Consider the following 20170-nt stretch of genomic DNA (forward strand, 5'->3'; position numbering starts at 1 on the left):
TGCGGCCGCGCCTGCCGCGAACGCACCGTGTCGCAGGTCAGGCCGGCGTCAGGCGCAGCAGGCCGTCGGCGCCGCACTCGGCCAGGGCGATCACGCGTCGAAAATCCTCATCGCTGCCGTAGTACGGGTCCGGCACCTCGTCCGCGCCACCCAAACCGGCCGCCGGCAGGAACAGCGCCAGCCGGTCGCGCAGCGTCGGCGGACAGGCCGCGGTGAGATCGCGCAGGTTGGCGCGATCCATCGCGAACACGCGCTCGAAGCGCTGAAAATCGTCGATGTGCAGCTGGCGTGCGCGGTGGGCGGACAGATCGTACCCGGCCGCGCGCGCCGCCGCGCACATGCGCGCATCCGCGCCATGGCCGACGTGCCAGCCGCCAGTGCCGCACGACTCCACCACCACGCGCCGCCCGGCCGCGGCAAAGCGTTGGCGCACCACTTCGGCCACCACCGGCGAGCGGCAGATATTGCCCAGACAAACCATGAGGAAGTCGCCGCGGCTCATGAGTTCGCCGCAAGCCACTTTTCGGCGCGCGCCAAGTCCGCCTCGGTGTCGACGCCCGGCGGGAACGGCTCGGGGGTCAGTCGCACGGCGATGGCATGGCCGTGTTCAAGCACCCGCAATTGCTCCAGCGACTCAGCCTGCTCCAGCGGCGTGCGGGCCAGCGAGGTGTACTGGCGCAGGAAACCCGCGCGGTAGGCGTAGATGCCGATATGGCGCAGGAACGGCACCTCGGCGGGCAGGCTCTGGCGATCCGCCGCAAAGGCATCGCGCGCCCACGGCAGCGCCGCCCGACTGAAATACAGGGCGCGGCCGCGCGCATCGCGCACCAGCTTCACCACGTTGGGATCGAACAGCTCGTGCGCATCGGCAATCGGCGTGGCTAGCGTGGCCATCGGCGCATCGTCCTGGGCCAGGGCAAACGCCACCTCGCGGATGCCGGCGGCGGGCGCGAACGGCTCGTCACCCTGCAGGTTCACCACGATGGCGTCGTGGGCCCAGCCATAGTGAGCGGCGCATTCGGCCAGCCGATCGCTGCCCGAGGCGTGGTCTGCGCGGGTCATGCAGATGTCCACGCCCTGCCCGGCCAGCGCCTCGGCGATGCGCGCATCGTCCACCGCCACCACCACTTGGCTGGCCCCGGCCTGCAGCGCCCGCTGCGCCACACGCACCACCATCGGCACGCCGGCGATGGCGCGCAGCGGCTTGGCCGGCAGGCGGGTGGAGCCGTAGCGGGCGGGAATGGCGACGATGAAATCAGGCTGGGACATGGCGACCTCGATCACGGGCCCGCAAGCCTAACCCGCAGGCCGCGCCCGTGTGTAGGAGCGCACCTGTGCGCGACACCGGGCGGCCTGTGCAAGAGCTGGTCGCGCACAGAGCTCGCCCCGGACTCGATCCGGGGCTGCGGTCCTACAGGGCCACGCCGCCCAGGTCGAAGCCGCAGCCGTTGGCTAGTTCCATGAAACCCGGGAACGAGGTGGCTACGTTGGCGCAGTCACCGATCCGCACGGGTCCCTGGGCAATCAAACCGGCGACGGCGAAGCTCATCGCAATGCGGTGGTCGCCGTGGCTGTCGATCGTGCCGCTGCCGATCGGCCCGCCGTGGATGGTGGCGCCGTCCGGCCGCTCTTCCACGTTGACGCCCAGCGCTTGCAGACCGGCGGCCATGCTGGCCAGACGGTCCGACTCCTTCACCCGCAGCTCGGCGGCGCCGCTTACGACCGTCGCGCCCTCCGCCGCAGCCGCGGCGACGAACAACGCCGGGAACTCGTCGATCATGTCCGGCACCAGCGCCTCAGGCAGCTCGATGCCGCGCAACGGCGCATGACGCACGACCAGGTCGCCGACCGGCTCGCCGCCGCTCTCGCCCTCGTTCTCGACGCGGATGTCCGCGCCCATCAGGCGCAAGGCCTGCAGCAGGCCGGTACGGCGCGGGTTGAGTCCCACCGCTGGCAGGCGCAGCTCGGCGCCGGGCACGATGCTGCCGGCGACCAGGAAAAACGCCGCCGAGGAAAAATCCGCCGGCACCCGCACCTCGGTGGCGCGCAGCGCGTGACCGCCGCTCAAACGGGCGCGACCGGGCGAAAACTCGATCGGCCAGCCGAACGCGGCCAGCATGCGCTCGGTGTAGTCGCGGGTGGGATGGGGCTCGATCACCTCGGTGTCGCCCTGCGCGTAAAGCCCGGCCAGCAGCAGCGCCGACTTCACCTGGGCGCTGGCCACCGGCAGCGTGTAGCGGATACCGTGCAGGCGCTGACCGCCGTGCACGCGCAGCGGCGGCAGGCCCCCGTCGCTCTCGATGCGGGCACCCATCTGCGCCAGCGGATCGGTCACCCGCCGCATCGGCCGCTTCGACAGCGACTCGTCGCCCACCAGCGTGCTGTCGAACGCCTGCCCCGCCAGCAGACCGGTCAGCAGACGCATGCCGGTACCGGCATTGCCGCAGTCGAGCGCGCCGGCCGCGGCGCGCAGACCGTGCAGGCCCACGCCGTGCACCACACGCTCGCCGCCGGCTAGCGCGTCGATGCGCACGCCCAACTGCTGCATCACCGCCGCGGTGGCGCGGGTGTCCTCGCCTTCGAGAAAACCATGAATGTGCGACACGCCTTCGGCGATGGCGCCCAGCATCATCGCGCGGTGGGATACCGACTTGTCGCCGGGCACGCGCACCACGCCGTTCAACGGACCGGCCGGGCGGCTGGTCCAGTCCACCCGCTGCGCGCCGCTCAAGGCAGCGCGACCGGGTAGGAGCCCAGCACGCGCAGGCTGGCGACGCTGGCCTCGATCTCGCCGACCGCTTCCTTGAGGTTCCCCTCGTGGATGTGGCCGGAAACGTCGATGAAGAACGCGTACTGCCACTTGCCGGTATGCGCCGGGCGTGACTCGATGCGGTTCAGGCTGACGCCGTGCTTGGCGAACGGACTGAGCACGTCATACAGCGCACCGGGCTTGTCGTTCACCGTCACCAGCAGCGAGGTGCGGTCGTTGCCCGAGGGCGGAAACAGCGAGCGACCGATCACCAGGAAGCGCGTGGTGTTGTCCGCGCGATCCTCGATCGCCGTGGCCACGGTCTTGAGCCCGTAGATCTTGCCGGCGGTCTCGCCGGCGATGGCGGCGGCGCTTTCGTCGTGACGCGCCAGACGCGCCGCCTCGGCATTGCTGCTGACCGCGGTGCACTCCACGCCGGGCAGGTTCAGCCGCAGCCAGGTCTTGCACTGCTGCAGCGACTGCGCATGCGCGTAGACCCGGCGCACATCCGACAGCTGGCCGGTGAGCGCATGCAGGCACTGATGCACACGCAACTCCACCTCGCCGCAGATGGTGGCGTCGGAGGTGAGGAACATGTCCAGCGTGACCTGGATCATGCCCTGCCCCGAGTTCTCCACCGGCACCACGCCGAAGTCGGCATGGCCGGCTGCCACTTCCTGGAACACCTCCTCGATGCTGCCCAGCGGCAGCCCATAGGCGGCATGGCCGAAGTGCTTGCGCACCGCCTGCTCGCTGAAGGTGCCCTCGGGGCCGAGGTAGCCGATCTTGAGCGGGTCTTCCTGCGCCAGGCAGGACGACATGATTTCGCGGAACAGCCGCACCATCTCGGCATCGGACAGCGGTCCCTGGTTGCGATCGACCACCATGCGCAGCACGTGTGCTTCGCGCTCGGGCCGGTAGTAATCGATGGCGGACAGGCCTTCGCCCTTCACCTTGGCCACTTCCCGGGCGCGCATGGCCCGCTCGGCAATCAGCTCCTGGATCTGCCGGTCGATGCTGTCGATGCGCTCGCGCACCTCGCTCAGCGGGTTCTTCGAATCAGACATGAAAAACAACCTGGATGGATAGACGTCCAAACACTCGGGCCGTCATGGTGCCTGAAAGCGCGGCGCAGCGCCTTGGTTTCATCCGTGACGATTAGCGAAGTCGCGCATGAAGGCGACCAGCGCCTGCACTGCCTCCAGCGGCACCGCGTTGTAGAGCGACGCGCGCATGCCGCCGACGGCCTTGTGGCCTTTGAGCGCGAACAGACCGGCCGCCTCGGATTCCTTGAGGAAGCTGGCGTCCAGCGCGGCGTCCTTCAGGGTGAACGGCACATTCATGCGCGAACGCGCGGACGGCTCGATCGGGTTCGCGTAGAAGCCATCGGAATCGTCGATGGCCCGATACAGCAGCTCGGCCTTGGCGCGGTTGCGCTCGGCCATCGCGGCCACGCCGCCTTGCGCCTTCAGCCACTGGAAGGTGAGCCCGGCGAGGTACCAGCCCCAGGTGTTGGGCGTGTTGAGCATCGAGTCATTCGCCGCCTGCTCGGCGTAGCGCAGCACCTTGGCGATCGGTCGACCAGGGCGGGCCAGCAGGTCGCGGCGGATGATCATCACCACCAGGCCCGAGGGGCCGATGTTCTTCTGCGCGCCGGCGTAGATCAGGCCGAAGCGCGACACGTCCAGCGGGGCGGAAAGGATGTTGGAGGACATGTCCGCGACCAGCGGCACGTCGCCGACCTCGGGGATGTCGTGGAATTCGACGCCGTGGATGGTTTCATTCGGCGTGTAGTGCACGTAGGACGCGGCGGGATCGAGCACCCACGACGCAGGCGCGGGCAGCCGGCGGAAACCCTGCGCCTCGCTGCTGGCCGCTACGTTCACGCGCAGGTAGGGCGCTGCTTCGCGCACGGCCTTCTCGCTCCAGTGGCCGCTGACGATGTAGTCGGCGCTGTCATCCGGGCCAGCGAGGTTCATCGGGATCTGGGCGAAATGCTGGGTTGCGCCGCCCTGCAGGAACAGCACGGCGTAGTCGGCGGGGATCGCCATCAGCTCGCGCAGGTCAGCCTCGGCCTGGGCCGCCATGGCGATGAACGGCTTGCCGCGATGCGACTGCTCCATCACCGACATGCCCGAGCCGTTCCAGTCCAGCAGCTCGCGCTGCGCCTGCTCGAGCACTTCGCGCGGCAGCGCCGCCGGTCCCGCACTGAAATTCCACACCCTGCTCACTGCCGGACCTCGCTCGATGCCTGCTGATGGACCGCCGCATTATGGCGCGGCGCAGCAAGGCAACGTCAATGCGGCTCTGTCAGAGCCGGACCAGCAGCACCAGAGCGATGCCCAGGGCAAGCACGGCGGCCGTGACGATCAGCCACCACACCTCGCCGCGCGGCCCGGCCAGTTCCTCGGGCAACGGGTCAGCGGAAGGAAAGCTCGCCAGTTCCGGCTCCGGCTGCATGCCCGGCGCATCGACGATGAAGCGGTGCGTGGCCAGACCCAGCTGGTCGCCCGGATGCAGCGCGGCGCCATCGACCTCGCAGCCGTTGATGCGCAGCGGGTAACGCGTCGAGCCGTGCTGCTGTGAGAGCCGCAGTTGCCCGTCCTGCCAGAACAACCTCAGCGAGGCGGCCTCCCCCTGCGGCAACTCGAGCGGAACCGCGGCCTGCGGCCCCAGTTCGAGCTGGTCGTGCAGTGGAAAAACGCGCCCGGACAGCGGCCCGGCCACGGCGCGCAGGGCCACCGGGCAGCGGCTGCGCTCGGGGATTACCAGTACCTCGCGCTCGTCGGGTGCCTGGTCGGCCTTGAGCAGCATGCGGCAGTCGCCCACGCTGAGCACGTCACCCGCGCGCAGCAGCGCGCGCTCGCGCACTGGGCGGGCATTGACGTAGATGCGGCTTCCGCCGGGCAGCACCTGCAGCAGGCAACCGCGCCGGTCGCTGTACAGGCGCAAGTGGTGCGCCGCCGCCTGGTGCGAGCCCAGTACCACGGCATTGTCCGGCGCACTGCCGATGGTGAGTACGGGGCCATCCCAGGGGACGTCTTCGCGGGCGGCGTGGGGAAACTCGATGCGCATCTGTGAACCAGTCGACGGACGGCGGGACTCTAGCAGAAGCAAGCCCTGCAGCCGCACCGCTGCGATCGTCCCGGCGTGACAGCCGGCGCACGCATGCCGGACAATCGCAGCATGCCCAAGATCGATATCCGCCAGCCGCACCAGCTCCCCCTCGCCGACGCCCGCGCCAAGGTCGATCACGTCGCCACCCGCATGCGTGAGAAGTTCGACATGGACAGCCAGTGGGACGGCGACACCCTGCGCTTTTCGCGTTCCGGCGTGAAAGGCTCCATCGCCGTCACCGCAGCGGCGGTCGAGGTCCACGCCGAGCTTGGACTGATGCTTTCGCCGCTCAAGGGCATGGTCGAGGACGAGATCCGGCGCAAGCTGGCCGAACAGTTCGCCTGACGAATGTTTAACCAGACCGCCGGACGTGGCATAATCGCTGGCTTACGCGACCATATCGGTTGCCGACCGAACGACGGAAAGCATGGCCAAAGACGACGTCATTGAAATGGAAGGCACGGTCCAGGAGACCCTGCCCAACACCATGTTCCGCGTACAGCTGGAGAACGGGCACGTGATCATCGCCCACATCTCCGGCCGCATGCGCAAGCACTACATCCGCATCCTCACGGGCGACAAGGTGAAGGTCGAAATGACCCCGTACGACCTGACCAAGGGTCGCATCACCTACCGCATGAAGTAAGCGGAACATCCGGCAGCGGCTGCCTTGGCGCCGCGTCGGGAACGAAGCATGGAGCAAGAAAAAGGCGACGCCGAGGCGTCGCCTTTTTTCGTGTCCGCAACCCGTGGGGCACGGCTCACGGGCCGCTGTCCTACTCGACCACCGCCGGCAGCTTCTCGGCCGCCTCGGTCTCCACCACCAGCTCGCCGTCACGCACACCCAGCTTCACCTTGCCACCGTCGGCCAGCTTGCCGAACAGCAGCTCGTCGGCCAGCGCCCGCTTCACCTTCTCCTGGATGACGCGAGCCATCGGACGGGCACCCATCTGCGGGTCGAAGCCGTGCTCGGCCAGCCAGCGACGGGCGCCGGCGTCCACGTCCAGCGCCACGTGCTTCTCGCTCAGCTGGGCCTCCAGCTCGATCAGGAACTTGTCCACCACACGCAGAATGTGATCGAAGTCCAGCGAGTTGAACTGGATGATCGCGTCCAGGCGGTTGCGGAACTCCGGCGTGAACATGCGGCGGATCACCTCCATCGCGTCGGTGGTGTGGTTCTGCTTGACGAAGCCGATGCCGCGACGCGATGCCTGCTGGGCACCGGCATTGGTGGTCATCACCACGATGACGTTCTTGAAGTTCGCCTCGCGCCCGTTGGTGTCGGTAAGCACGCCGCGGTCCATCACCTGCAGCAGGATGTTGAACACATCCGGGTGCGCCTTCTCGATCTCGTCCAGCAGCAGCACGCAGTGCGGGTGCTTGGTGACCGCCTCGGTCAGCAATCCGCCCTGGTCGAAGCCGACGTAGCCCGGAGGGGCACCGACCAGCCGCGACACCGAATGCGCCTCCATGTACTCGGACATGTCGAAGCGGATCATCTCGATGCCCAACTGCATGCCAAGCTGGCGGGTGACCTCGGTCTTGCCCACGCCGGTGGGGCCGGCCAGCAGGAAGCTGCCGATCGGCTTGGACGGATCGGCCAGACCCGAGCGTGCCATCTTGATCGACGCGGTCAGCGCCTCGATCGCCTGGTCCTGCCCGAACACCACCATCTTCAGGTTGCGCTCGAGGTTCTTCAGCACGTCGCGGTCCGACGCCGAGACCTGCTTGGCCGGGATGCGCGCCATCTTGGCCACGATGTATTCGACCTCGGGCACGTCGATGGTGTTGGTGCGCTGGTCTTCCGGCAGCAGGCGCTGGCGTGCGCCGGCTTCGTCGATCACGTCGATCGCCTTGTCCGGCAGCAAACGGTCGGGGATGTGCTTGACCGACAGGTCCACCGCCGCCTTCAGCGCCTCGTTGGTGTAGGCCACCGCGTGGTGTTCCTCGAAACGCGAGCGCAGGCCCTTGAGGATCTCGATGGAGTCGGCCACGGTCGGCTCCACCACGTCGATCTTCTGGAAGCGACGGGCCAGCGCGCGGTCCTTCTCGAAGATGCCGCGGAATTCCTGGAAGGTGGTCGAGCCGATGCAGCGCAGCTCACCCGACGCCAACATCGGCTTGATCAGGTTCGACGCATCCATGGTGCCGCCCGATGCCGAACCGGCGCCGATGATGGTATGGATCTCGTCGATGAACAGGATCGCGCCCGGCTGCTTCTTCAGCTGCCCGATCACCGCCTTCAGACGCTTCTCGAAGTCACCGCGGTACTTGGTGCCGGCCACCAGCGCGCCAAGGTCGAGCGACCAGATGGTGGCGCTCTCAAGCACCTCCGGGACTTCGCCGTCGACGATGCGCTTGGCCAGCCCCTCGGCCAACGCCGTCTTGCCTACGCCAGCCTCGCCGACGTAGAGCGGGTTGTTCTTGCGGCGGCGGCACAGCACCTGGATCGTGCGCTCGATCTCGTCGGTGCGGCCGATCAGCGGGTCGATCTTGCCTTCCAGCGCCAACTCGTTGAGGTTACTGGCGTATTCGCTGAGCGGATTGCCCTTGCCCTCGCCGCCCTCCTCGGCCTCGCGATCGGCATTGCCGCCCGCACCGGCCGACGGCTCCTCGCCGATCTTGGCGATGCCGTGGGAGATGTAATTGACCACGTCGAGCCGGGTGATTTCCTGCTGATGCAGGAAGTACACGGCGTGCGAATCCTTCTCGCCGAAGATCGCCACCAGCACGTTCGCGCCGGTCACTTCCTTACGTCCGGAAGACTGCACGTGGTAGACCGCCCGCTGCAGCACCCGCTGGAACCCCAGCGTGGGCTGCGTGTCGCGCTCGTCGCCATGTGGCAGCACGGGCACGGTCTCGGCAATGATCTTTTCCAGCTCGACGGTGAGCCGCGGAAGATCGACGCCACAGGCGCGCAGGGCACCAACGGCGGACTGGTTGTCGGTCAGGGCGAGCAGCAGGTGCTCGACCGTCATGAATTCATGACGCTGCTCGCGCGCCTGCTTGTAGCACTGGCCGATGGTGACTTCGAGATCCTTGCTGAACATCCGGACCGTCTCCCGAGTAGATGGCAAGCGGCTTGACTGCCGCGATGACGCCAAAATGGGGTCGCCTAGAGCTTTTCCATAGTGCACAACAGTGGGTGCTGATGTGCCCGTGAATATTCGTTGACCTGGGTCACCTTCGTCTCCGCCACCTCCCGGGTGAACACGCCGCATACACCGCGCCCGCGGGTATGCACGTGGAGCATTACCTGCACCGCTTTTTCCTGATCCATGCCGAAAAAGCCACGCAGCACCTCTACCACGAAATCCATGGGAGTGAAGTCGTCATTCATCAGCAGAACTTGATACAGCGGCGGTCGCGCCACCTCCGGTCGGGAGGGTTCCAGCGCGAGACCGTGCCCGGTGCCCTGCTCGTGTTCGGGTTGATTTGCCATAGAAAAGATGTGCCTGCCTGTTGATACGGATTGTACGCCGCGGGGGATGCGGCTTTGGCGACCCCGCGAGAGGTGATGGCACAATGAGCGCTTTTCCAGTGCCGCAGGGCCATTGCCTGATGTCTTCCACCGCCGCCCCCTCATCCGTCTGGCGACCGCATGTGACCGTGGCCTGCGTGGTCGCGGACGGCGACCGCTACCTGATGGTGGAGGAGGAAGTCGGCGGCCGACTGGCCTACAACCAGCCGGCCGGACACCTGGACGACCGTGAGAGCCTGCTCACCGCCGCCGTGCGCGAAACGCTGGAGGAAACCGGATGGACGGTGGAACTGCAGCACCTGATCGGCATGCACCAGTGGCGCAGCCATGAGCACGGTGAAGGCGTGGTGCGCTTCAGCTTCGCCGCGCGGGCGCTGGCGCAGGACCCGCAGCGTCCGCTGGACAGCGGCATCCGCCGCGCGCTGTGGCTCACCCGGGCGGAAATCGCCGCGCTGGGCGATCGCCTGCGCAGCCCGTTGGTGCTGATGAGCATCGACGCCTGGCTCGCCGGACAGCGCCATCCGCTGTCGCTGGTGGGCAGCCTGCTCGACGGGGATCCCTACCCGTGAAGGTGATGCTGGGCATCTCCGGCGGCGTCGACTCCTCGGTCGCCGCGCTGGTGCTGCAGCAGGCCGGCCATGCGGTCGAAGGCCTGTTCATGCAGAACTGGGAGGAGGACGAGCGCACCGGCCCGTGCACCACCGACGCCGACCGTAAGGACGCCGTCACCGTGTGCGGCCGGCTCGGCATCCCGTTCCATGCACGCAACTTCGCCGCCGAATACTGGGACGGCGTGTTCGAGCACTTCCTGGCCGAATACCGCGCCGGCCGCACGCCGAATCCGGACGTGCTGTGCAACCGCGAGATCAAGTTCAAGACCTTCCTGGACGAGGCGCGCGCGCTGGGCGCCGAGAAGATCGCCACCGGCCACTACGCCCAGGTGCGAGAGCGGAACGGGCGCTTCCAGTTGCTGCGCGCAGCCGACACCGGCAAGGACCAGACCTACTTCCTGCACGCGCTGGGCCAGGCGCAACTGTCCGCCACGCTGTTCCCGATCGGCCACCTGCCGAAGGAGCAGGTGCGCGCGATGGCGCGCGAGGCGGCCCTGCCGACCCATGCGAAGAAGGATTCCACCGGCATCTGCTTCATCGGCGAGCGCGATTTCCGCGAATTCCTGAGCCAGTACATCCCGGCCCGACCCGGGGTGATGTGCACGCCCGAGGGGCGGGAGGTCGGTAAGCACCAGGGCGTGATGTACTACACGCTGGGCCAGCGCCAGGGACTGGGCATCGGCGGGCGTCACGGCGCCAGCGGCGAGGCGTGGTATGTGGTGGGCAAGCAGGTCGCCAACAACGTGCTGATCGTCGCCCAGGGCGGCGAAAACCACTGGCTACAGTCCACCCGGTTGCTGGCCGATGACCCGCATTGGGTGGCCGGCGACGCGCCGGACGCCCAGTTCCGCTGCACCGCCAAGACCCGTTATCGCCAGACCGACCAGGCCTGCACCGTGGTGTGTCGCGACGGGCGGGTCGAGGTGATGTTCGATCAGCCCCAGCGCGCCGTCACGCCGGGGCAGTCGGTGGTGTTGTACGACGGCGACGCGTGCCTCGGTGGCGCGGTGATCGCCGCCACCGACGCGCCGTTCGGCGGTCTTTCCCCTGTTTCCCCGGAGTCGTGAGTCGTGCCCAGCCTGTTTGCCATGACCGAAGAGCGCGTGCTCGGCCTCGCCGGCCTGTTCCAGGCCACCGCGCTGGCCCAGCAGCTGGCCAACCAGGGCCGCTGCGACGAGGCGGCTTTTGAAGCCAGCGTAGACAGCGTGTTCCGCATCGACGCCGACTCGGTGGTCGGTGTCTACGGCCGCACCGCGTCGTTGCGGCTGGGCCTGCGCACCCTCATCGCCCAGCTGGAAGAAAGCTCCAGCGACATGGCGATCACCCGCATGGCCATCACCGTGATGCGGCTGGAACGCGCGCTGGCCCACCACGCCGCCCAGCGCGACGAACTGCAGCAGGGCCTGCTTGCGGCGCAGCGGCAGGTGGACCATTTCGGGCGCTATTCGCCGCAGGTGATCGGCCGGCTCGCGGCTCTGTATGTCGCCACGCTGTCGCGGCTGAAGCCGCGCGTGATGGTCACCGGCAATCCGCAGATGCTGCAGCAGGACGCGATCGTCGAGCGTGTACGCACCTGCCTGCTCGCTGCCGTGCGCTCGGCGGTGCTGTGGCGGCAGGTCGGCGGACGCCAGTGGCAGTTGCTGGTGCATCGCAAGCAATGCGCCATGCTGGCGCGCGGCCTGCTCACCGGCTCCACGCTGGACAACGGCTGAGCCGGCTTAATCGAGCAGGCGCAATCCCGGACGGCGGCGCGCGATCTGTCGCAGCAGTTCGGCGAAGGATTGCAGGTCGTCATGCCACGGCGTCGCCTCGCGCCAGTACAGCGCGATCTCCCGCCCCGGCGCCGGGCCGCGGATCTTCGCCAGCGTCACTGAAGGAATCGATGCCAGCCGGTCGCGCGCCAGCGCCGGCACCAGCGCGTAGCCGCCGCGCAGTTCGACCAGCGCGGCCAGGCTTTCCAGGCTCACGTCCTGCACCTGGCCCGCGGCGGGCTCGCCGTCCGGGTGGTATTCGGCCATCACCGTGGCGTCCCCGGCATCGAGCTGGCTGAGCGCTACCGTCGGCTTGCCGGCCAGCGGGTGATCCGCGCGCAGCATGATTTCCCACGGCTCGAAGAACAGCGGCCGGCTGGCGATGCCACTGGGTGCGGTAGCCGGCGGCGGCGCCAGCACGGCGTCGAGTTCGCCCTCGTGCAGGCGTCGCAGCAGGCCCCGCGGCTTGCCTTCGGACAAGCTGAGGCGCGCGCCGGCGAAATGCTGCGGAAACGGGGCGATCAGGTGCGGCAGCAGGTACGGCCCCAGCGAGGCCGGCACGCCCAGGCGCAGTTCGCCGCCGAAAGCGACGCTGCCGGCCCGGGCCACCTGTTGCAGGTGCTCGGCGGCGGCCAGCACAGCGTCGATCTGCTCGAGCAGACGACGACCTCCAGCGGTCGGCACGATCTTCCGCCCGCCACGCTCGAACACCGGGCCGCCCAGCGCCTGCTCCACCTTCTGCACCTGATGCGACAGCCCAGATGGACTGATATGCATCGCCCGCGCCGCGCTGTTGAAGCTGCCGTGCCGATGCACCGCCTGCACCAGCGCCAGGTCGCGCAGCGAAACCGCTGCGAGGCTGCTCGAAATCATCGAATGCTGCATGTCGTCATATGCGTTTGTTCGCCCCGGAGGCGTCCATCATCCTATGTGGCGCGGTCCGCGTCGCGCTCCTTGTTGTCGCCCGCCCGTTTCGCGGGCGTCGGACGTTTGCGCGATAATCGACTGTCTTTGATCCACCGCTTGCGGGGATCGACCCCATCCCAGCCGCAGGTTCCAGCCAGGAGTTCCCCATGAAAGATTCATTCTCGGTACGCGACGCCCTTCAGGCCAACGGCAAGAGCTACCAGTTCGCCAGCCTGGCCAAGCTGGGCCAGCAGTTTGACCTCAAGCGCCTGCCCTTCTCGCTGAAGATTCTGCTGGAGAACCTGCTGCGTCACGAAGACGGCGTCAACGTCACGGCGAAGGAGATCGAGGCGATCGCCAAGTGGGATGCCAAGGCCGAGCCGGACACCGAGATCGCCTTCATGCCTGCGCGCGTGGTGCTGCAGGATTTCACCGGCGTGCCCTGCGTGGTCGACCTGGCCGCCATGCGCGACGCGGTGGTGAAACTCGGCGGCGACGCCACCCAGATCAATCCTCTGGCCCCGGCAGAACTGGTCATCGACCACTCGGTGCAGGTCGATGCCTACGGTTCGGAATCGGCGCTGGAAAAGAACGTCGAGATCGAGTTCGAGCGCAACCAGGAGCGCTACAGCTTCCTGCGCTGGGGCCAGAAGGCCTTCAACAACTTCAAGGTGGTGCCGCCGCGCACCGGCATCGTGCACCAGGTGAACCTGGAGCACCTGGCCCGCGTGGTGTTCACCAAGGACGAGGACGGCCAGAGCTGGGTCTACCCGGACACCGTGTTCGGCACCGACTCGCACACCACCATGATCAACGGCATCGGCGTGCTCGGCTGGGGCGTGGGCGGCATCGAAGCCGAGGCGGCCATGCTCGGCCAGCCCTCCTCCATGCTGATTCCGCAGGTGGTGGGCTTCAAGCTCACCGGCAAGCTCAACGAGGGCGTGACCGCCACCGACCTGGTGCTCACCGTCACCCAGATGCTGCGCAAGCTCGGCGTGGTGGGCAAGTTCGTCGAGTTCTTCGGCAACGGCCTCAAGCACCTGCCGCTGGCCGATCGCGCCACCATCGCCAACATGGCGCCCGAGTACGGCGCCACCTGCGGCATCTTCCCGATCGACCAGGAAGCGCTGAACTACCTGCACCTGTCCGGCCGCAGCGACGAGCAGATCGGCCTGGTCGAGGCCTACGCCAAGGCCCAGGGCATGTGGCATGACGAAAGCTCGGTCGAGCCGACGTTCACCACCACGCTGGAGCTGGACCTGGCCACCGTGAAGCCGTCGCTGGCCGGCCCCAAGCGCCCGCAGGACCGCGTGCTGCTCGAAGGCGTGCAGCAGAGCTTCCACGACGTGGTGGGCGGCCTCACCGCCAACCGCAAGACCAAGAACGGCGAATCGGCTCGCTTCGCCAACGAAGGCGGCGCAACCGCCATCGGCAACGAGGCGAACAGCGTCGACGAGGGCTCGGTACGCGTGTCCAAGGACGGCGAGAACTTCGAGCTGAAGGACGGCTCGGTGGTGATCGCCGCGATCACCTCGTGCACCAACACCTCCAACCCTGCGGTGATGCTCGGCGCCGGCCTGGTCGCCAAGAAGGCCGCCGCCAAGGGGCTCAAGGCCAAGCCGTGGGTGAAGACCTCGGTCGGCCCGGGCTCGCTGGTGGTCACCGACTACCTGGAGAAGACCGGCCTGCTGAAGGAGCTGGAGAAGGTCGGTTTCTACATCGTCGGCTACGGCTGCACCACCTGCATCGGCAACTCCGGCCCGCTGCCGACCGAGATCAGCAAGGGCATCGCCGAGGGCGATCTGGCGGTGGCCTCGGTGCTGTCGGGCAACCGCAACTTCGAAGGCCGCGTGCATCCGGAAGTGAAGATGAACTACCTGGCCTCGCCGCCGCTGGTGGTCGCCTACGCACTGGCCGGCACGCTGGACATCGACCTCACCAAGGACGCCATCGGCACCGGCAGCGACGGCCAGCCGGTGTACCTGAAGGACATCTGGCCGACCAACCAGGAGATCTCCGACGCCATCGCCGGCTCGATCAACGCGGACATGTTCAACAAGAACTACGCCGACGTGTTCAAGGGCGACAGCCGCTGGAACCAGATCGCCTCGCCGGACGGCTCGGTCTACCAGTGGGACGACTCCACCTACATCAAGAACCCACCCTACTTCGATGGCATGAGCAAGGAGCCGGGCACGGTCGAAGACATCCACGGCGCCCGCGCGCTGGGCGTGTTCGGCGACTCGATCACCACCGACCATATCTCGCCGGCCGGCTCGATCAAGAAGGACAGCCCGGCGGGCCGCTTCCTGATCTCCAAGGGCGTCGATCCGAAGGACTTCAACTCCTACGGCTCGCGTCGCGGCAACGACGATGTGATGGTGCGCGGCACCTTCGCCAACATCCGCATCAAGAACCTGATGCTAGACGGCGTGGAGGGCGGCTATACCCTGCACGTGCCCTCCGGCGAGCAGATGGCGATTTACGACGCCGCGGTGAAGTACAAGGCCGAGAACACCCCGCTGGTGGTGCTCGCCGGCAAGGAATACGGCACCGGCTCGTCGCGTGACTGGGCGGCCAAGGGCACGCTGCTGCTGGGCGTGAAGGCGGTGATCGCCGAGAGTTTCGAGCGCATCCATCGCTCCAACCTGGTCGGCATGGGCGTGCTGCCGTGCGTGTTCAAGGACGGCAAGAACGCGCAGTCGCTGGGCCTGACCGGCAAGGAGATCTTCGACATCACCGGCCTGGACGGCGGCGAGTCGAAGGAAGCGACCGTGGTCGCCACCGCCCCCGACGGCAGCAAGAAGACCTTCCAGGTGCACGTCATGCTGCTCACGCCGAAGGAGCGCGAGTTCTTCCGTCACGGCGGCATCCTGCAGTACGTGCTGCGTCAGCTGGCGAGCAAAAAAGCGGCCTGAGTTCCGCCCAGCAATGCTCGATGAAAAACGCCGCCCTCCCGGGCGGCGTTTTTCTTTGTGCCGACCGACCTGGCCAGACGCTATCGCCTCGGCCCGTGCATCGTGGTCACGGCGCGCAGTCACAGTGCGACCTCGCTGCGCTTGCAACAAATCAATCGAGCGGCCGTTTCCACGTCGCCGAATAGCAAACCCATTCGTCGCCCTCACGGCGCCACGCGCTCTCCACCTCGTATACGCCCATGTCCTCGGGCAACAGGCGGCCGCCGCTGGTGAGGGTCACGGTGAAACTGGCCACGAAGCGGTCGCCGCGCGACTCCACCGTCACCGGCCCCATCAGCACGTGGATGGACTCGTGGCGCAGGTGTGCCAGCCGCAGCAGATTGACCAGCTGCGCCCGGTCCACCTCGCCAGCGTTGCCGGTGAAGTTCTCCGCGAGACGATCGGCGAACGCGCTGGCATCGGTCTGCTCTGCGGCCTGTTCGGCGGCCTGCACCGCCTGCCTCACGGCGTCCTCGGCCGGGGTGCGATGACAGGCGATCGCAGCCATGCAAAGGGCAGCAACAAAGGGTATGCGCAGGGCGTTCCGGAGCAGCATCGACACGGCCTCGAACTCGTTGCGGCGCGGCTTGCCGCTATACGCGAGCGTATGCTCCAATGCCTCGTCGTGTCGATGGCCGAGCGCCGCAGCGATCATCCTCTCACCAGGAGCACAAGGATCACCATGAGCAACGAGCGTCCGTGGCTGGACCACTATCCGGATGGCGTCCCCGCACAGATCGAACTGGACGCCTACGCGTCGGTCGTCGCGGTGCTGGAGGAAGCCTTCGAGCGGTTCAAGGATCGTCCGGCCTTCGCCAGCTTCGGCAAGAAGCTCAGCTACGGCGAGATCGATGCCATGAGCGCGCGGTTTGCCGGCTATCTGGCGGGTGAGCTGAAGCTGGTCAAGGGCGATCGCATCGCGATCATGATGCCCAACGTGCTGCAGTATCCGGTGGCGCTGTTCGGCGCGCTGCGCGCCGGCCTCGTGGTGGTGAACACCAACCCGCTCTACACCGCGCGCGAGCTCAAGCACCAGCTGGAGGATTCGGGCGCCAAGGCGATCGTGGTGCTCGACAACTTCGCCGCGACCGTGCAGCAGGTGGTGGCCGAAACCCACGTGCAGCACATCGTCACCACCGGCGTGGGTGACCTGCTCGGCGGCCTGAAGGGCATGCTGGTCAATACCGTCGCCAAGCACGTCAAGAAGATGGTGCCGGCGTTCCACCTGCCGCAGGCCGTGCGCTTTGCCGATGCCTTGGACCGCGGCGCGCGCCACGCGCTGCCGAAGGTCATGCTGGGCCACCAGGACCTGGCCTTCCTGCAATACACCGGCGGCACTACCGGCGTGGCCAAGGGCGCCATGCTCAGTCACGGCAACATGGTCGCCAACATGCTGCAGGCCGGCGTGTGGATCGGCCAGAACGCCAAGTCCGGCGAAGAGGTGATCATCACCGCGCTGCCGCTGTATCACATCTTCTCGCTGACGGCGAACTGCTTCGTGTTCACGCGCCTGGGCGGCCTGAGCTGGCTGATCACCAACCCGCGCGACATGCCCGGCTTCGTCAAGGAGCTGGCCAAGTCCAACTTCACCGCGATGACCGGCGTCAACACGCTGTTCAACGGCCTGCTCAACACGCCGGGTTTCGCCGAGCTGGATTTCTCGCGCCTGCACCTGAGCCTGGGCGGCGGCATGGCGGTGCAGCGCGCGGTGGCCGACCGCTGGAAGAAGGTCACCGGCTGCACGCTGGCCGAGGCCTACGGCCTCACCGAGACGGCGCCGGCGGTGTGCATCAACCCATTGGATCTCAAGGAATACAACGGCTCGATCGGCCTGCCGATCCCCTCCACCGACGTGGCGATCTGGTCGGAAGAGAACCAGCCGCTGCAGCTCGGCGAAGTGGGCGAACTGATGGTGCGTGGCCCGCAGGTAATGCAGGGCTACTGGCAGCGCCCGGACGAGACCGCCAAGGTGCTGACCACCGATGGCTGGCTGCACACCGGCGACATCGCACGCATGGACCCCAACGGCTACGTCTACATCGTCGACCGCAAGAAGGACATGATCCTGGTGTCCGGCTTCAACGTGTATCCGAACGAGGTCGAGGACATCGTCATGCAGCACCCCGGCGTGTCCGAGGTGGCGGCCGTGGGCGTGCCGGACGAGCACTCCGGCGAGGTGGTGAAGATCTTCGTGGTGCGCAAGAACCCGGCGCTGACCGAAGAGGAGCTCAAGGAGTTCTGCCGCGAGAACCTCACCGGTTACAAGCGGCCGAAGTTCATCGAGTTCCGCAGCGACCTGCCCAAGACCAACGTCGGCAAGATCCTGCGCCGTGAATTGCGCGACGAGAAGAAAGCCGCCGCTGCCGTCCACTGAGACATCACCGGCCGGATACCAAAACGCCCGCGCAAGCGGGCGTTTTTCGTTGGGTCACGGCGGCGCGCGATCAGTTGCGCCACTGCTCCAGGATATCGGCGTAGCCGCCCAGCAGGTTCCACAGCGGCACCTGCTTGTCTTCGGGGATGCGCGAATAGGCGTAGCCGATGTGGTGATCGGACATGCGCGCCACCGTGGCCTCCAGGTGAATGTGCAGGTCGTTGCCGAAGATCATGTCCAGCACCCACGGCTCGCCCAGTTCGCCCTTCCAGCCCAGGGGGCGCCGCACCAGCAGGCCGGTGGCGGAAATGTCCACCAGTTCGGTCGGATGGGACTGATCGCCGTGGCTCATCAGCACCGTGGTCTCGATGCGCATCCGCGCCGGACGCAACTGCTCGTGCCCGGACTGAATCGCATTCTTCTCGATCGCCATCATGCTCCCTCGCTTGGCCCGCTCCGCGGAGCCTGCCGTTGCATACCGGCAGCCTCCCCTCGAAGCGATGCCGGTCGATTATCCCATGCCTGCGGGTGTGGACTTCGTGCCGGCGCGCTGCATTGGCGCACGAAGTTCCCGCAGGGACAAGCATCGCAAAGCAACTGCCATGCCACGCCACACGGCGCCGTTGGGCACGGTGAAATGCGCAGTTGCGCACGCGCGCCACCGGCCAACGAACGCGGGCGATGGCCAGCAGTGCCGTAGAGCGACAATTTGCGACACGATCGGCTGCGCCCTTGCCGGCACTCCTCCGGCCACGCTGGACTTGCCCCGGCGCAGCCGCTACGCTGTGGGTCATTCATGGGGTTAAGAACGGACGCCATCCTGCCGGCGAGGCAGTGGGGAGCGTCCCGAGAGCCACATTCGATGCTCTCCGCCGACCGACTGATACGACCGTAGCGTCCCCGACGCCTCACGGCTTGCGCGCCTCGACCGTGGCTCATCTCCCGGACCGGACGCCCAGCGGTTGGAAGCGATCGCGACGATGATGCCGCCGACCGGCCCATCCCGCGCCACCGCGACCAAGGCACCGGCCAGGCAGGGCATCTGCAGCAGGAGCGTTTCCTCGTGGCGCGGCCTTATCGGCGCGCATACAAGCCCCGCATCCCTCGGCGCGAGCCGCAGGACGGGTCCGGTTCCGATCGTGTGCAATCTCCGCCGGCCTTCGGCGGCGACCCAACGACATGCATTGATGAGCACTGAGCCAACCGAGCCTCAGACAACCAGTAGCACCGCGCCAGACGTGTTCGCGTCGATGCCGCAGCAGCAGGAAATGCCGCTGGCCATCGTGCGCGGCGAACCGATGCTGCAGATGCCGCAGGATCTGTACATCCCGCCGGACGCGCTGGAAGTCATCCTGGAAGCCTTCGAAGGTCCGCTGGACCTTCTGCTGTACCTGATCCGCCGGCAGAACCTGGACATCCTCGATATCCCGGTCGCCGAGATCACCCGCCAATACATGGCCTACATCGACCTGATGCGCGATGTGATGCGGCTGGAACTGGCGGCCGAATACCTGCTGATGGCCGCGATCCTGGCCGAGATCAAGTCGCGGCTGCTGCTGCCGCGGCCGCCCAGCGAGGAAGGGCTGGAGGAAGACCCCCGCGCCGAGCTGGTCCGCCGGCTGCAGGAATACGAGCGGTTCAAGAAGGCCGCCGAGGACATTGACACCCTGCCCCGCGTGGAGCGCGACACGGTGCCGGTGCAGGTCGATACCGGCGAGCGCAACGTCATCAAGCTGCCGCCGCCGCTGGACCTGAAGGAAATGCTGCTGGCGCTCAAGGACGTGATGCACCGCGCCGAACTGTTTGGCCACCACGCGATCAAGCGCGAGGCTCTCAGCGTGCGCCAGCGTATGGGCGAACTGCTGGGTCGACTCGAAGGCAGCGCCTTCCAGCGCTTCGAGACGCTGTTCGATCCAGCCGAAGGCCGCCTCGGCGTGGTGGTGACCTTCCTGGCCATGCTGGAGCTGGCCAAGGAAATGCTGATCGAGATCGTGCAGGAAGCGCCGCTGGCGCCGATCTATATCAAGGCAAAGGCCTCGCTTGCCGAGGAAAGCGCCGAACTGCCGGACGACATGCCGGTTTCCGCCGCCGCCGAGTAAGGCGCCGGCCCACCCGAAAACCCTCCAGGCCATGCAGATCGAGCAACTCAAACCGATCATCGAGGCGGCCCTGCTCGCCGCCAGCCAGCCGCTCACCGTGGCGCAGCTGGGCGAGCTGTTCCTCG

At 67.3% G+C, this 20170-nt stretch carries 19 protein-coding genes and 1 pseudogene; 9 read left to right on the top strand and 11 right to left on the bottom strand.

Features of this window, described 5'->3' with window-relative positions:
- Positions 1 to 37 precede the first annotated feature (37 nt).
- From ACTHJF_RS10090 to ACTHJF_RS10115, 6 genes are all read right to left on the bottom strand, one after another.
- Positions 38 to 502 (bottom strand): low molecular weight protein-tyrosine-phosphatase, encoded by a 465-nt coding sequence (locus tag ACTHJF_RS10090; RefSeq protein ID WP_440266997.1) that lies wholly within the window; start codon positions 500 to 502, stop codon positions 38 to 40.
- Positions 499 to 1269: a 3-deoxy-manno-octulosonate cytidylyltransferase gene (gene kdsB / locus ACTHJF_RS10095; protein WP_440266998.1), complete on the bottom strand. Its 771-nt coding sequence runs from the start codon at positions 1267 to 1269 to the stop codon at positions 499 to 501. The genes ACTHJF_RS10090 and kdsB overlap by 4 nt, the downstream gene beginning before the upstream one ends.
- 142 nt (positions 1270 to 1411) lie before the next feature.
- Positions 1412 to 2731 (bottom strand): 3-phosphoshikimate 1-carboxyvinyltransferase, encoded by a 1320-nt coding sequence (aroA, locus tag ACTHJF_RS10100; RefSeq protein ID WP_440266999.1) that lies wholly within the window; start codon positions 2729 to 2731, stop codon positions 1412 to 1414.
- The gene (gene pheA, locus ACTHJF_RS10105) at positions 2728 to 3816 is read right to left on the bottom strand and encodes a prephenate dehydratase (protein WP_440267000.1); all 1089 of its coding nucleotides are present in this window, start codon (positions 3814 to 3816) and stop codon (positions 2728 to 2730) included. Before pheA ends, aroA begins: the two co-directional genes overlap by 4 nt.
- Positions 3817 to 3894: 78 nt before the next feature.
- Positions 3895 to 4980: a 3-phosphoserine/phosphohydroxythreonine transaminase gene (gene serC / locus ACTHJF_RS10110; RefSeq protein ID WP_440267001.1), complete on the bottom strand. Its 1086-nt coding sequence runs from the start codon at positions 4978 to 4980 to the stop codon at positions 3895 to 3897.
- A 79-nt stretch (positions 4981 to 5059) separates the two neighbouring features.
- A complete protein-coding gene (locus ACTHJF_RS10115; RefSeq protein ID WP_440267002.1) occupies positions 5060 to 5824 on the bottom strand; it encodes an FHA domain-containing protein in 765 nt (254 codons plus the stop codon).
- Positions 5825 to 5935: 111 nt separating this feature from the next.
- On the opposite strand from ACTHJF_RS10115, the gene ACTHJF_RS10120 reads away from it, so the two are divergent.
- Together ACTHJF_RS10120 and infA are read left to right on the top strand one after the other, a co-directional pair.
- A complete protein-coding gene (locus ACTHJF_RS10120; protein WP_440267003.1) occupies positions 5936 to 6211 on the top strand; it encodes a polyhydroxyalkanoic acid system family protein in 276 nt (91 codons plus the stop codon).
- Between the two features lie 82 nt (positions 6212 to 6293).
- Positions 6294 to 6512: a translation initiation factor IF-1 gene (infA, locus tag ACTHJF_RS10125; RefSeq protein WP_014402653.1), complete on the top strand. Its 219-nt coding sequence runs from the start codon at positions 6294 to 6296 to the stop codon at positions 6510 to 6512.
- Between the two features lie 130 nt (positions 6513 to 6642).
- On the opposite strand, the gene clpA is transcribed toward infA, so the two are convergent.
- On the bottom strand, positions 6643 to 8916 hold the full coding sequence (gene clpA, locus ACTHJF_RS10130) for an ATP-dependent Clp protease ATP-binding subunit ClpA (protein ID WP_440267004.1): 2274 nt from the start codon (positions 8914 to 8916) through the stop codon (positions 6643 to 6645).
- A gap of 65 nt (positions 8917 to 8981) precedes the next feature.
- The gene (gene clpS / locus ACTHJF_RS10135; RefSeq protein WP_404636100.1) at positions 8982 to 9308 is read right to left on the bottom strand and encodes an ATP-dependent Clp protease adapter ClpS; all 327 of its coding nucleotides are present in this window, start codon (positions 9306 to 9308) and stop codon (positions 8982 to 8984) included.
- Between the two features lie 119 nt (positions 9309 to 9427).
- On the opposite strand from clpS, the gene ACTHJF_RS10140 reads away from it, so the two are divergent.
- Genes ACTHJF_RS10140 through hflD form a run of 3 tightly spaced genes read left to right on the top strand, consistent with a single transcriptional unit; the run spans position 9428 to position 11670 of the window.
- Entirely contained in the window at positions 9428 to 9916 is a 489-nt protein-coding gene (locus tag ACTHJF_RS10140) for an NUDIX hydrolase (RefSeq protein ID WP_440267010.1), read from the top strand.
- Positions 9913 to 11025, top strand: a complete 1113-nt coding sequence (gene mnmA, locus ACTHJF_RS10145; RefSeq protein ID WP_440267005.1) for a tRNA 2-thiouridine(34) synthase MnmA — start codon at positions 9913 to 9915, stop codon at positions 11023 to 11025. The genes ACTHJF_RS10140 and mnmA overlap by 4 nt, the downstream gene beginning before the upstream one ends.
- A gap of 21 nt (positions 11026 to 11046) precedes the next feature.
- A complete protein-coding gene (hflD, locus tag ACTHJF_RS10150) occupies positions 11047 to 11670 on the top strand; it encodes a high frequency lysogenization protein HflD (RefSeq protein WP_440267011.1) in 624 nt (207 codons plus the stop codon).
- Between the two features lie 6 nt (positions 11671 to 11676).
- On the opposite strand, the gene ACTHJF_RS10155 is transcribed toward hflD, so the two are convergent.
- Entirely contained in the window at positions 11677 to 12594 is a 918-nt protein-coding gene (locus ACTHJF_RS10155; RefSeq protein ID WP_431637603.1) for a LysR family transcriptional regulator, read from the bottom strand.
- Positions 12595 to 12782: 188 nt separating this feature from the next.
- Between ACTHJF_RS10155 and acnA the strand changes: the two genes are divergently transcribed.
- Positions 12783 to 15533: an aconitate hydratase AcnA gene (acnA, locus tag ACTHJF_RS10160; RefSeq protein WP_440267006.1), complete on the top strand. Its 2751-nt coding sequence runs from the start codon at positions 12783 to 12785 to the stop codon at positions 15531 to 15533.
- A 151-nt stretch (positions 15534 to 15684) separates the two neighbouring features.
- On the opposite strand, the gene ACTHJF_RS10165 is transcribed toward acnA, so the two are convergent.
- Positions 15685 to 16227: a hypothetical protein gene (locus tag ACTHJF_RS10165; protein WP_440267007.1), complete on the bottom strand. Its 543-nt coding sequence runs from the start codon at positions 16225 to 16227 to the stop codon at positions 15685 to 15687.
- Positions 16228 to 16254: 27 nt separating this feature from the next.
- On the opposite strand from ACTHJF_RS10165, the gene ACTHJF_RS10170 reads away from it, so the two are divergent.
- Positions 16255 to 17946 carry an AMP-binding protein gene (locus tag ACTHJF_RS10170; protein ID WP_440267008.1) on the top strand — a complete coding sequence of 564 codons (1692 nt, stop codon included), beginning with the start codon at positions 16255 to 16257 and terminating at the stop codon, positions 17944 to 17946.
- 70 nt (positions 17947 to 18016) lie between these two features.
- Here ACTHJF_RS10170 and ACTHJF_RS10175 read toward each other — a convergent pair whose 3' ends face one another.
- A complete protein-coding gene (locus ACTHJF_RS10175; protein WP_440267012.1) occupies positions 18017 to 18379 on the bottom strand; it encodes a PilZ domain-containing protein in 363 nt (120 codons plus the stop codon).
- An 817-nt stretch (positions 18380 to 19196) separates the two neighbouring features.
- Here ACTHJF_RS10175 and ACTHJF_RS10180 point away from each other — a divergent pair.
- Together ACTHJF_RS10180 and ACTHJF_RS10185 are read left to right on the top strand one after the other, a co-directional pair.
- Positions 19197 to 20045 (top strand): segregation and condensation protein A, encoded by an 849-nt coding sequence (locus ACTHJF_RS10180; protein ID WP_440267013.1) that lies wholly within the window; start codon positions 19197 to 19199, stop codon positions 20043 to 20045.
- A 31-nt stretch (positions 20046 to 20076) separates the two neighbouring features.
- A pseudogene (locus ACTHJF_RS10185) lies at positions 20077 to 20170 on the top strand (SMC-Scp complex subunit ScpB); the annotation flags it as partial.

This window comes from Dyella sp. (assembly GCF_051962475.1).
Taxonomy (GTDB): domain Bacteria; phylum Pseudomonadota; class Gammaproteobacteria; order Xanthomonadales; family Rhodanobacteraceae; genus Dyella_A.